The sequence below is a fragment of the Halomonas sp. PBN3 genome (assembly GCF_000475415.1).
Taxonomy (GTDB): Bacteria; Pseudomonadota; Gammaproteobacteria; order Pseudomonadales; family Halomonadaceae; genus Halomonas; species Halomonas shengliensis.
The window spans coordinates 16,398-27,939 of the sequence record NZ_AXCA01000003.1; the positions used below are offsets into that span (position 1 = coordinate 16,398).

Below are 11,542 nucleotides of genomic sequence, written 5' to 3' on the forward strand. Positions count from 1 at the left end.
ATCGCAGTCAGCCTGCGGTGCTTCTCTCTGGGGTGAGGAGTGAGGGGGCAGGAGCATGCTAGAATGCGCCCCCGTTTTTGCCCCGGACAGGCCCCATGCAGGACGATCGCTACCACGACCCCGAGACCCGCCAGGCGCGCGTGCCGGTGACCGAGCTCGAACGGGACCCCGCTACCGGTCATCCGCGGCCGCCGCGTCGCGAGTTCAAGGCGCGCGGCAGCTTCGTGGAGCGCTGCCCGGGGTGCCACCTGCCCATGCTCAACTGCCTCTGTCCCTATGCGGCGACGGCCGACAGCGAGGCCCGGGTGTGGCTGCTCACCCATCCCATGGAGCACCACAAGCCCACCAACACCGGGCGGTTGATCCGCGACGTGCTGCCCGGCACCGAGGTCTTCACCTGGTACCGCACCGCGCCGGACGAGCGGCTGCTGGCGCTGCTGGAGGATGCGCGCTTCGCCCCCTTCGTGGTCTTCCCCGATGACCAGCCGGACTACGCCGAACGGGTGGTGGGCATCGACGCCGTCGCCGAGGCGAAGGCGGCGGGACGCATCCCGGTCTACCTGCTGCTCGATGGCACCTGGCGCCAGGCGCGGCGCATCTTCCGCAAGAGCCCCTACCTGGATGCCCTGCCGGTGCTGCCGCTGCGCACCGAGCGCCTGACCCGCTACCGGCTGCGCAAGCCGGCCTCTGCCGCGCACCTGTGCACCGCCGAGGTAGCCGCCGAGCTGCTGCGCCAGGGGGGCGATACCGAGGTCGCCGGGGTACTGGACGACTACTTCGATGCCTTCAACGACAGCTACGCCGCCAGCCGGCGCTTCGAGAAGATCGAGATACCGACGGCGGCGATGCAGCGCCTGCTGGCGCGAAAGGGATAGCGCTATAACGCAAAGGTAGGGGCGCTGGGGGCAAGCCAGAGAGGAGGTCCTACGCCATGGATGGCGTCGGTAGCGTACATGGAGGTATTCACAGCGCCTCCTCGACGGTCCGACGCTCCGGGGCTTGTCGCCAGGTCAGCCCTGGGTCCTAGGCTCCTGGATTGATCAAGGCGAGCCGCCGAACAGGGTGCCGGCGATGCGGAAGCCGGCGATCCAGGTGCCGGCGGCGGAGCCCAGGGTGGCGAGCAGGAACACCAGCAGGGTGCGCGACACCCGGTTGCGCCACCACCCCTTGAGGTGGGTCACGTCGTGGCGCAGGGTGGAGAAGTCGCGCACCTTGGGCTTGCGCAGGTAGAGCTCCACCCCGGCGGCCACGAAGCCGGCGCCGATGGTGGGGTTGAGCGAGGTGAGTGGGGCGGCGAAGAAGGTGGCGATGACCGTCACCGGGTGGGCCAGGGCCACCAGCGTGGCCCCCGCCGAGAGCACGCCGTTGATCAGGAACCACTCCGCCACCAGCTGCCAGCCCAGGCCAGTGTTGCGCGAGAAGCCGATGGCGAAGCCGGTCAGCACCAGGGCGGTGATCAGCCAGGGCAGCGCCTTCCAGATCTTCGACGGCGGTGGCGTGGCCTCCAGCGCCTCGCGCTCCGGGCGCGGGGCCTCGGGAAGCGGTGCCGTGAGGTGCTCGGCCATGCCCTTCATATGGCCGGCGCCGATCACCACCAGCACGTTGCGGTAGCGTCCCGGCGGGGCGTCCTCCGCCAGGCGCAGCACCATGTAGCGGTCGCGCTCGCTGATCAGCGGGGTGTAGAGACGCTCGGACTCGGCGGCGAACTCGCTGAAGGTGGACTCCAGGACGTCGCCCTCCTTGAGCCGTTCGATCTCCTCGGCGGAGACCTCCTGGCGCGACATCACGCTGCCCAGTAGCCCCGAGAACAGCGAGAAGCGTTGCCACCAGGGCACGTTGTGGTAGATGCGCCTGAGGGTGACCCCCACGTCGCGGTCGATCAGCAGCAGCGGCAGCTTGGCCTGCCGAGATTCCTCCAGGGCGGCGCGCATCTCGGCGCCGGGCTCGATGCCGGACTGCTCCGCCAGGCGTTGCTGGAAGGCGCCCAGGGCCAGGCTCGCCGCCACCACGCCGGCCTTACCCTGGCGGAAGACCTGGAACAGGTCCTGCTCGCCCAGAGCGTCGGGGTTGGTGAGGCTATGGTGGCGGGAGTCGCACAGCTCGATAGCCACGGCGTCGAACTCGCCGGAGCGGATCAGGGCACGCACGTCGGCGGCGCTCTCGGCGGAGACATGGGCGGTGCCCAGCAGGGTATAACGGGTCTCGCCCACCTGGATGACACGGCGCGGGCCGGTCACGCTGGCCGTCGAGTCGATGGGTATCGCGGTGTCCTGGGAGTCGGTCATGGACGCTCGGTATGAAGAAGTGAGAAGGGGATTATCCACGATGGACCCGGGGGGGCCAAATTCCCTCAGCGCCGCCAGAAGGCGGGGGTGAAGAGCACCAGCACGGTGAAGATCTCCAGGCGCCCCAGCAGCATGGCCATCACTAGGATCCACTTGGCCAGGGCTGGCAGATCGCCGTAGTGGGCCGAGGCCTCGCCCAGCGCCGGGCCCAGGTTGTTGAGCGCCGAGCCCACCGTGGACCAGGCGGTGACCTGGTCGACACCGGTGGCCATCACCCCCACCAGCATCAGGAAGAACAGCATCACGTAGGCGGAGAAGAAGCCCCACACCGCCTGGGCGATGCCGTCCGGCACGCTCACCTTGCCGATCTTTACCGTGATCACCGCGCTGGGGTGGATCAGGCGCATCACCTCGCGCATGCCCTGCTTGAGGATCAGGATGATGCGGATCACCTTCATGCCGCCGCCGGTGGAGCCCGAGCAGCCGCCGACGAAGGCGGCCACGAACAGCAGGAAGGGGAGGGCGCCGGGCCACAGCGAGAAGTCGGCGACCGCGAAGCCGGCGGTGGTGGCCACCGAGACCACCTCGAACAGCGCATGGCGCAGCCCCAGCTCGGTCTCGTAGGTGCCGGTGAGCCACAGCGAGACGGCGGTGATGGTGGTCAGCCCGGCCAGGAACAGCAGCAGGAAGCGTGCCTCGGGGTCCTCGAAGTAGTGCAGCACGCTGCGCTGGCGCCAGGCGGTGAAGTGCAGGCTGAAGCTGACCGCCGAGACCAGCAGGAAGAAGACGCAGATCAGCTCGATGGCGGCGCTGTCGAAGTGACCGATGCTGGCGTCGTAGGTGGAGAAGCCGCCGATCGCCACGGTGGAGAAGCTGTGGCCCAGGGCGTCGAACCAGTCCATGCCGGCGGCCATGTAGGCGAGCATGCAGGCGATGGTCAGCGAGGCGTAGATGTACCACAGCGCCTTGGCGGTCTCGGTGATGCGCGGGGTCAGCTTGGAGTCCTTGAGCGGCCCCGGGATCTCGGTGCGGTAGAGGGCCATGCCGCCGACCCCCAGGGTCGGCAGGATGGCGACGGCCAGCACCACGATCCCCATGCCGCCCAGCCACTGCAGCTGCTGGCGATAGTAGAGGATCGACGCGGGCAGGTGCTCGATGCCGGTGATCACGGTGGCGCCGGTGGTGGTCAGCCCCGAGAAGGACTCGAACACCGCATCGGTCACCGAGAGCGCCGCCTCGCCGGTGAGCATCAGCGGCAGCGAGCCGAACAGCCCCAGCACGCTCCAGAACAGGGCGGCGATCAGGAAACCGTCGCGGGTGCGTAGCTCCTTGCGGGCGCGGCGGTTGGGCAGGTACATCAGCGCGCCGGTGGCCACGGTGATGGCGATGGCCACGGCGAAGGCGTCCCACTGGCCGTCGCCGAACAGCAGCGAGATCAGGATCGGCGGCATCATGGTCAGGCTGAAGAGCATCAGCAGCAGCCCCAGGATGCGCAGGATCATGCGCAGGCTCATCGATGACTCCCCGTCAGAAGAAGGTCAGCCCGACCTGGAACAGCCGCTCCACATCACGGATGCGGCGCTTGTCGATCACGAACAGGATGACGTGGTCGCCGGATTCCACCACCACGTCGTCGTGGGCGATCAGCACCTCCTTGCCGCGCACGATGGCGCCGATGGTGGTGCCCCGGGGCAGCTCGATCTCGCCGATGGCGCGCCCCACCACCCGCGAGGATTGGGTGTCGCCGTGGGCGATCGCCTCGATGGCCTCGGCGGCGCCGCGGCGCAGGGAGTGGACGTTGACGATGTCGCCGCGCCGCACGTGGGTGAGCAGGCTGCCGATGGTGGCCTGCTGGGGCGAGATGGCGATGTCGATCTCGCCGCCCTGCACCAGGTCCACGTAGGCGGCGTTGTTGATCAGCGTCAGCACCTTCTTGGCCCCCATGCGCTTGGCCAGCATCGACGACATGATGTTGACCTCGTCGTCGTTGGTCAGGGCGCAGAAGATGTCGCACTCCTCGATGTTCTCCTCCTCCAGCAGCCGCTTGCTGGTGGCGCTGCCGTGCAGCACCACGGTGCGGTCGAGGCGCTCGGAGAGCACCGTGCAGCGCTCCAGGCTGTGCTCGATGATCTTCACCTGGTGGCTGTGCTCGAGGTGCTCGGCGAGGCGCTCGCCGATGTTGCCACCGCCGGCGATGATCACCCGACGGAAGTCGCGGTCGAGGCGGCGAAGCTCGCTCATCACCGCGCGGATGTCGCGGCGGGCGGCGATGAAGAACACCTCGTCGTCGGCCTCGATCACGGTGTCGCCGCGCGGGATGATCGGCCGGTTGCGGCGGTAGATGGCCGCCACTCGGGTATCCACGCTGGGCATGTGGCGGCGCAGGAAGGCCAGGTCCTGGCCCACCAGGGGGCCGCCGTAGATCGCCTTCACCGCGACCAGCTGCACCAGGCCGCCGGCGAACTCCAGCACCTGCAGGGCGCCGGGGTGCTCGATCAGGCGGCGGATATGGTCGGTGACCACCTGCTCGGGGCTGATCAGCACGTCGATGGGCACCGCCTCGTGGGCGAACAGGCCGCGACGCGTGAGGTAGGCGGTGGCGCGCACCCGGGCGATCTTGGTGGGGGTGCGGAACAGGGTATGGGCGACCTGGCAGGCGATCATGTTGACCTCGTCCTGGCTGGTCACCGCGATCAGCATGTCGGCGTCCTCGCAGCCAGCCTGGCGCAGCACCATGGGGTAGGAGCCGGGGCCCACCACGGTGCGGATATCGAGCTTGGTGTGCAGCTCGCGCAGCTTGTCGCCGTTGGTGTCGACGACGGTGATGTCGTTTTCCTCGCGGGCCAGGTGTTCGGCCAGGGTGCCGCCGACCTGGCCGGCGCCGAGAATGATGATCTTCATCGCGTGGGGGTTCCGCTGGGTCGAGGGGCGGCGTCAGCTGATGCACCGCAGCACGTGACGGCTAGCCTAAACCAGCCGTCACGCGAAGGACAGGCGGGCGGGCCTCAGTCGAGGGTGAAGCCCACCTTGATGGTGACCTGCCAGTGGGCCACGCGGCCATGCTCGATATGCCCGCGGGTGTCGGTGACCTCGAACCAGCGCATGCCATGGAGGCTCTCCGCGGCCTTGGCGAGGGCGTTGTCGACGGCCGCCTCGATGCCCTGCTCCGAGGAGCCGGTGAGTTCGATGTGCTTGTAGGTATGGTGGCTCATGGTGCCTCCGGCGCGTGTGGACGAACGGTCATGCCAGCCTGCCGGGAAGGTAACCCCTTCCCGTGTCAGGCGTCGGCCTTCCTGAGTCTGGCATAGAAGAAGCCGTCGTGGCTGTCGACCTCCGGCAGCAGCTGGCGCCCTTCGCCGGCCGGGCGTCCCCAGGCCACGTCCCGCGGGGTGGTGGCCTGGGCGTCCGGGGTGCGGGCCAGGAAGGCGGCGATCTGGTCGCGGTTCTCCTCGGGCAGCACCGAGCAGGTGGCGTAGAGCAGGGTGCCGCCGGGGCGCAGCAGCGGCCAGAGGTTGTCGAGCAGCCGCGCCTGCAGCGCGGCCAGCGCCTTGATGTCCGAGGGACGGCGCAGGCGCTTGATGTCGGGATGGCGGCGGATCACGCCGCTGCCCGAGCAGGGGGCGTCGAGCAGGATCGCCTCGAAGGGGGTGCCGTCCCACCAGTCGCGGGCGGTGGCGTCGCCGTGGGCTAGGCGCGCGCCCAGGCCCAGGCGCTCCAGAGTGCCCTCTACCCGGGCCAGGCGCTCGGCGTCGCTGTCCACCGCATGCATGTCGATGTCGAACACCTCCAGCAGGTGGGCGGTCTTGCCGCCCGGGGCGCAGCAGGCATCCAACACCCGCGCGCCGGGGCGCGGTGCCAGCACCGGGCCGAGCAGCACCGTGGTGAGCTGGGCAGCCTCGTCCTGAACGCTGACATGACCCTCGGCGAAGCCCGGCAGGTCATGGACGTCGCAGGGCGTCTCCAGGGTGATGCCGTCCGGGGCGTGGGCGCACAGGCGCGCCTCCAGGCCGGCAGCGGCGAGGCGGTCGAGGTAGGCCTCGCGATCGCCGTGGCGGCGGTTGACCCGCAGCGTCATCGGCCCCGGCACGTTGTTGGCCTCGGCCACCGCGCGCCAGTCGTCGGGCCAGGCCTGGCGCAGCGCCTTGAGCAGCCATTTGGGGTGCAGCAGGGCCACGGCGGGGTCGCGGTCGACCTCCGCCTGGAGCGTGCCGGACTCGCGCTGCAGGCGGCGCAGGCAGCCGTTGAGCACCCGGGTAGCCCACTCCTTGCCGAGCAGGCGGGCGGCCCCGGCGGTCTCGCCCACCGCGGCGTGGGCGGGCACCCGCAGGTAGAGCAGCTGGTGGATGCCCAGCAGCAGCAGCGCCTGGATGTCGGCGTCGCGGGCCTTGAAGGGCTTGACCAGCAGCTTGCCGGCCAGCGCCTCGAGGCGCGGCAGGGTGCGGCAGACCCCGAAGCAGAGCGCCTTGAACAGGGCGCGGTCGCGGGTCACCACCTGGTGGTCGTCGAGGCCGGTGAGGGAGCCCTTGCCGGTGATCACCGGCACCAGGGCGCGGGCGGCGGCGGCGCGCACCGCCAGCCCGCCGTCGTTCTCGATGCCCCGGGAGGCGGGGCGGCGGGGCTTGCCGGGAGCGTCGCTCATGCCGGGGTCTCCTCGTCGTGGCGGCCCAGGCGCAGGCCCGGGGGGAAGCGGTCGGCGCGGGCACGCAGCTGCTCGGCGACGGGCAGCGCCTTGCCGCCGGGCAGCTGGGCGCGGGTGACCCTCAGCACCTGGTCACCCGCGGGGCCGCAGGCGATGCGCAGGGCCGTGCCGTCATGGGCCAGCAGGGTGCCGGGGGGAGCCGCCGCCTCGCCGGCGTCGAGCCTGTCCGGCTCGGCCAGCAGCAGGCGCAGGCGGTCGTCGCCCAGGGCGCACCAGGCGACCGGCCAGGGGTTGAAGGCACGCACCCGGGCGGCCAGGGAGTCGGCGGGCTCGCGGAAGTCCAGCTCGGCCTCGGCCTTGGAGAGCTTGGCGGCGTAGGTGACCCCGGCCTCGGGCTGGGGGGTGGCGGCCAGGCCCTCCCCGGCGAGGGCGTCCAGCGCCTCGACGAGCGCCTCGCCGCCCAGCGCGGCCAGGGTGTCGTGGAGCTCCCCACCGGTGGTGGTAGCGGTGATCGGGGTGCGGCGCACGCTCAGCATGTCGCCGGTGTCGAGCCCCTCGTCCATCTGCATGATGGTCACCCCGCTCTCGGTGTCGCCCGCCTCGATGGCACGCTGGATGGGGGCGGCCCCGCGCCAGCGCGGCAACAGCGAGGCGTGGACGTTGAGGCAGCCCAGCCGTGGCGCCTCCAGCACCGCCGGGGGCAGGATCAGGCCGTAGGCCACCACTACCATGACGTCGGCGCCCAGGGCGGCGAGCTCCGCCTGGGACGCGGGATCCCGGAGGCTCTCGGGCTGGTGGACCGGCAGGCCGTGCTCGAGGGCCAGCGCCTTGACCGGGCTCGGCGTCAGCTTGCGGCCGCGACCGGCGGGACGGTCGGGCTGGGTGTAGACCGCGATCACGCGGTGGTGGCTGGCGAGCAGCGCCTTGAGGCTCTCGGCGGCGAATTCGGGGGTGCCGGCGAAGAGGATGTCGAGGGGTCGGGACATGGATCCGGGCCTTGCCAGTGGGCGATGCTCCCATGATAACGGAGCGGACCGGAAACGACGAAGGCCGACGCGGGTGCGTCGGCCTTCGCGGGACATGGCGCCGGGCTCAGGCGCCCTGCATCAGCTTGTGGCGCTTCTGCATCTTCTTCATCACGCGGTCGCGCTTGAGCGGCGACAGGTAGTCGACGAACAGCACCCCCTCGAGGTGGTCGTGCTCATGCTGGATGCAGTGGGCCAGCAGGCCGTCGGCCTCCAGCTCGTAGGGCTTGCCGTCGCGATCCAGCGCCTTGAGGTGCACGCGCAGGGCGCGGGGGACCTCGGCATAGTACTCGGGGATCGACAGGCACCCTTCCTGCATCGGCTCGCGCGCCTCGCCGAGAGGGGTAACCTCGGGGTTGATCAGCACCAGGGGGCTGGTGCGGTCGTCGCTGACGTCCATGACGATCACCCGGCGGTGCACGTCGACCTGGGTCGCCGCCAGGCCGATGCCGCGGGCGTCGTACATGGTCTCCAGCATGTCGTCGACCAGCCGGCGGATCTCGTCATCGACCTCCGCCACGGGCGCCGCCCGGGTGCGCAGGCGCTCGTCGGGATACTCGAGGATGGGTAATTTGGCCATGGCGTTGGATTCACCGTTATGCTGTCATTTACACAATGACACTATTCTAGGGTGTGGCCCCGGCGCCAGACAGCGCCAGATGCACAACATATCGATAACTTCAGACTATACCACGCCGGTGACGTTCCATGGCAGCGGCCGTCGGCACGCGGGGGAGAGCAGGGATGAAGCAGAGACGAGACGGCAGGGTGCGGCGCGGCGTGTTGGGCGCGGCAGCGGCGCTGGGCATGCTGGTGGCCGCCCTGGTCCAGGCGCAGGGGCCCGACTGGGACGACGACCTGCGCCATGATGCGCCGGAGCGCTACACCGTGTTGCGCGGCGACACCCTGTGGGAGATCTCCGGGCGCTTCCTTCACCACCCCTGGCAGTGGCCCGAGGTGTGGCAGGTCAACCCGCAGATCGAGAACCCCCACCTGATCTACCCCGGGGATGTCATCTACCTCTACGACTGCGGCGGCCGGCCCTGCCTGGGCCTGGAGCGCGGTCAGGGGCAGGCCAGGCTCTCCCCGGAGATGCGCACCATCCCCCACCGCGAGGCGATCGAGCCGATCCCGCTGGAGGCGATCCGCCACTTCCTGCGCGAGCATCGCGTGGTGGAGGATCCCGAGGCCCTCGACGAGCTGGCCTATGTGGTGGGCGGCGACGATCGCCGCCTGATGAGCGGCGTGGGTGACCGTCTCTACGCGCGCGGCGAGGTGCCCGGCGGCGGTCGCGTCGCCTTCTACCGCGTGGGCGAGCGCTTCCTCGACCCGGCCAGCGGCGAGCTGTTGGGCCTGGAGCTGGAGAGCGTCGGCCAGGCCCGCCGCGAGCGCCAGGAGGAGGAGATCGCGGTGCTCGAGGTGACTGCCTCGCGCCAGGAGGTTCGCAACGGGGACATCGTGCTGCCGCTGGAGGATCGTGCCCTGGTGACTCAGTTCGTCCCCCGTGCCCCCGAGCGCGAGGTGGAGGGCAGCATCCTGGCGGTGCCCGGCGGGGTGCAGTTCATCGGCCGCCTGCAGGTGGTGGCGCTGGACCGCGGCCGCCGCGACGGCCTCGAGGCCGGCCATGTGCTGATGGTCGAACAGCGCGGGGAACTGGTCAGTGATCCCCGCACCGGCGAGCAGCTGCGCCTGCCGGGGGAGGGCGCCGGCCTGGTGATGGTGTTCCGGCCCTACGAGAAGATGAGCTATGGCCTGGTGATGAAGGCCAGTCGCACCCTCTCCGTGGGCGACCGGATCCACAACCCGCAACGGGCGGTCAGCGCCGCCCTGCGCTGAGGCCACCATGTCGGCGGCGTGGTTGGGCCCCCGGGAGTGGCTGGCGCTGGCCGCGCTGCCCGGGCTCGGGGCCGGTGCCCTGGCCGAGCTGGCCGCCCGTGGGCCGGCCTGGCCCGACGGCTGGCTCGCGGTCCTGCCGCCGCGGTGCGCCAGCGCGCTGCGGCTGTGGCTCGACCACCCCGCCCGCAGCCCCCTTGCCGCCGAGGTGGAGGCGCGCCTGGCCTGGGTCGCTGAGGCCGACAATCGCCACCTGCTCTACCCGGGCCACCCCGCCTGGCCCGAACTGCTCTCCCAGATCCCCGACCCGCCGCCGCTGCTGTGGGCCTGGGGCGACCTCGCCGCCCTCGAGCCGCCGCGCCTGGCCATGGTGGGCGCGCGGCGTGCCACCCGGGAGGGGTTGACCAATGCCGGCGCCTTCGCGCGCGAGCTCGCCGGGCGTGGCTGGTGCGTGGTCAGCGGCATGGCGCTGGGCATCGACGCCGCCGCCCAGCAGGCGGCGCTGGACGCCGGCGGCGCCAGCGTGGCGGTGCTCGGCTGCGGCGTCGACGTGGTCTACCCGCCCCGCCATCATCGCCTGCACCAGCGCCTGCGCGAGCCCGGCGGCCTGCTGCTGGCCGAGCACCCTCCGGGCACCTCGGCCCGGGCTGGCTTCTTCCCGCGCCGCAACCGTATCGTCACCGGCCTCTCCTGCGGGGTGCTGGTGGTGGAGGCGGCCGAGCAGAGCGGTTCGCTGGTCAGCGCCCGGCTGGCCGGCGAGCAGGGGCGTGAGGTGTTCGCCCTGCCGGGCTCGCTCCACAACCCCCAGGCCCGTGGCTGCCTGCGACTGATCCGCGAGGGCGCCGTACTGGTGCGCGAGGTGGACGATATCCTCGCCGAGCTGACCCAGTGGGCCGGCATCGCCCTGGCGCCTTCCTCCGCCGCCGCCGCCGCGGCCGAGGCCCCGGGCGTCCTGGAGGCGCCGGCGCCCTCGAGCGACCCCCTGCTGCGCTGGCTGAGCGGCAGCCCCACCCCGGCCGACACCCTGGTGGGGCTGACCGGGCTGGATGTCGCCGAGTGCCAGCGGCGCCTGCTGGCGCTGGAGCTGGAGGGTCAGGCGGCGCGGGTCGCCGGCGGCTGGGTGCGTCTCTCGGCGCCGTGATAGAATCCTTCGCCGTTGTGCCGCCGCCACGCGAGGAGAGCCGTCCCATGAGCCAGGCCCGCCAGATCGAGCATGCCGTCGCCGCCCTGCGCCGGGGCGGGGTCATCGCCTACCCCACCGAGGCGGTCTGGGGGCTGGGCTGCGATCCCGACGACGACGCGGCGCTGACCCGGCTGCTGCGCCTCAAGCGCCGCGACCCCGCCAAGGGGGTGATCCTGGTGGCGGGCCGCATCGAGCAGTTCGACGCGTGGCTCGAGGGGCTGCCGCCGGAACGGCATGCTCCCCTGGCGGCCAGCTGGCCAGGGCCCAACACCTGGCTGGTGCCGGACAAAGGCCGCAGCCGCGCCCTGGTGCGCGGCGACCATGACCGGGTCGCCCTGCGGGTCAGCGCCCATCCGCTGGTGGCCGCGCTGTGCGACGCCTTCGGTGGCCCCATCGTCTCCACCTCGGCCAACATCGCCAGCGAGCCGCCGGCCATGAGCGCCGAGCAGGTCCGCGCCATCTTCGGCGACGGCCTGGATGCCATCGTCGAGGGCGAGCTCGGCGGCCTCGAACGCCCCAGCACCATCCGCGACCTGGTCAGCGGTCGGGTGCTGCGCGACTGACCGACCCCTTCGCC

Annotated in this window: 11 protein-coding genes; 4 read left to right on the forward strand and 7 right to left on the reverse strand. The window is 71.4% G+C overall.

The window, feature by feature from the left end; genetic code table 11:
• Positions 1-95 precede the first annotated feature (95 nt).
• Entirely contained in the window at positions 96-875 is a 780-nt protein-coding gene (locus Q673_RS19665; RefSeq protein WP_023004325.1) for a tRNA-uridine aminocarboxypropyltransferase, read from the forward strand.
• A 165-nt stretch (positions 876-1,040) separates the two neighbouring features.
• Here the strand turns inward: Q673_RS19665 and Q673_RS19670 are convergent, their stop codons facing one another.
• From Q673_RS19670 to def, 7 genes are all read right to left on the reverse strand, one after another.
• Positions 1,041-2,285, reverse strand: a complete 1,245-nt coding sequence (locus Q673_RS19670; RefSeq protein ID WP_023004326.1) for a TraB/GumN family protein — start codon at positions 2,283-2,285, stop codon at positions 1,041-1,043.
• Between the two features lie 65 nt (positions 2,286-2,350).
• Positions 2,351-3,799: a TrkH family potassium uptake protein gene (locus Q673_RS19675; protein ID WP_023004327.1), complete on the reverse strand. Its 1,449-nt coding sequence runs from the start codon at positions 3,797-3,799 to the stop codon at positions 2,351-2,353.
• Between the two features lie 13 nt (positions 3,800-3,812).
• Positions 3,813-5,186 (reverse strand): Trk system potassium transporter TrkA, encoded by a 1,374-nt coding sequence (gene trkA / locus Q673_RS19680; RefSeq protein ID WP_023004328.1) that lies wholly within the window; start codon positions 5,184-5,186, stop codon positions 3,813-3,815.
• A gap of 104 nt (positions 5,187-5,290) precedes the next feature.
• On the reverse strand, positions 5,291-5,497 hold the full coding sequence (locus tag Q673_RS19685; protein ID WP_023004329.1) for a dodecin: 207 nt from the start codon (positions 5,495-5,497) through the stop codon (positions 5,291-5,293).
• Between the two features lie 65 nt (positions 5,498-5,562).
• Positions 5,563-6,924: a 16S rRNA (cytosine(967)-C(5))-methyltransferase RsmB gene (gene rsmB, locus Q673_RS19690; RefSeq protein WP_023004330.1), complete on the reverse strand. Its 1,362-nt coding sequence runs from the start codon at positions 6,922-6,924 to the stop codon at positions 5,563-5,565.
• Complete coding sequence (gene fmt / locus Q673_RS19695; RefSeq protein WP_023004331.1) at positions 6,921-7,910, reverse strand: methionyl-tRNA formyltransferase; 990 nt, start codon at positions 7,908-7,910, stop codon at positions 6,921-6,923. Before fmt ends, rsmB begins: the two co-directional genes overlap by 4 nt.
• 106 nt (positions 7,911-8,016) lie before the next feature.
• A complete protein-coding gene (def, locus tag Q673_RS19700; RefSeq protein ID WP_023004332.1) occupies positions 8,017-8,529 on the reverse strand; it encodes a peptide deformylase in 513 nt (170 codons plus the stop codon).
• Positions 8,530-8,693: 164 nt separating this feature from the next.
• Here def and Q673_RS19705 point away from each other — a divergent pair, with 164 nt between their 5' ends.
• From Q673_RS19705 to Q673_RS19715, 3 genes are read left to right on the forward strand one after another with little or no spacing between them, the layout of a single operon-like run.
• Entirely contained in the window at positions 8,694-9,785 is a 1,092-nt protein-coding gene (locus Q673_RS19705; protein ID WP_023004333.1) for a LysM peptidoglycan-binding domain-containing protein, read from the forward strand.
• A gap of 7 nt (positions 9,786-9,792) precedes the next feature.
• Positions 9,793-10,923, forward strand: coding sequence for a DNA-processing protein DprA (gene dprA / locus Q673_RS19710; protein WP_023004334.1), 1,131 nt, complete (start codon positions 9,793-9,795; stop codon positions 10,921-10,923).
• A 47-nt stretch (positions 10,924-10,970) separates the two neighbouring features.
• Positions 10,971-11,528: an L-threonylcarbamoyladenylate synthase gene (locus tag Q673_RS19715; protein WP_023004335.1), complete on the forward strand. Its 558-nt coding sequence runs from the start codon at positions 10,971-10,973 to the stop codon at positions 11,526-11,528.
• Positions 11,529-11,542: the final 14 nt, after the last annotated feature.

What these genes read in the sequence shown, in the direction of transcription:
- Q673_RS19665 (WP_023004325.1), top strand. Translation starts at nt 96, where the DNA reads ATGCAGGACGATCGCTACCACGACCCCGAGACCCGCCAGGCGCGCGTG.
- rsmB (WP_023004330.1), bottom strand. Translation starts at nt 6,924, where the DNA reads ATGAGCGACGCTCCCGGCAAGCCCCGCCGCCCCGCCTCCCGGGGCATC.
- dprA (WP_023004334.1), top strand. Translation starts at nt 9,793, where the DNA reads ATGTCGGCGGCGTGGTTGGGCCCCCGGGAGTGGCTGGCGCTGGCCGCG.
- Q673_RS19670 (WP_023004326.1), bottom strand. Translation starts at nt 2,285, where the DNA reads ATGACCGACTCCCAGGACACCGCGATACCCATCGACTCGACGGCCAGC.
- Q673_RS19685 (WP_023004329.1), bottom strand. Translation starts at nt 5,497, where the DNA reads ATGAGCCACCATACCTACAAGCACATCGAACTCACCGGCTCCTCGGAG.
- Q673_RS19715 (WP_023004335.1), top strand. Translation starts at nt 10,971, where the DNA reads ATGAGCCAGGCCCGCCAGATCGAGCATGCCGTCGCCGCCCTGCGCCGG.
- trkA (WP_023004328.1), bottom strand. Translation starts at nt 5,186, where the DNA reads ATGAAGATCATCATTCTCGGCGCCGGCCAGGTCGGCGGCACCCTGGCC.
- fmt (WP_023004331.1), bottom strand. Translation starts at nt 7,910, where the DNA reads ATGTCCCGACCCCTCGACATCCTCTTCGCCGGCACCCCCGAATTCGCC.
- Q673_RS19705 (WP_023004333.1), top strand. Translation starts at nt 8,694, where the DNA reads ATGAAGCAGAGACGAGACGGCAGGGTGCGGCGCGGCGTGTTGGGCGCG.
- Q673_RS19675 (WP_023004327.1), bottom strand. Translation starts at nt 3,799, where the DNA reads ATGAGCCTGCGCATGATCCTGCGCATCCTGGGGCTGCTGCTGATGCTC.
- def (WP_023004332.1), bottom strand. Translation starts at nt 8,529, where the DNA reads ATGGCCAAATTACCCATCCTCGAGTATCCCGACGAGCGCCTGCGCACC.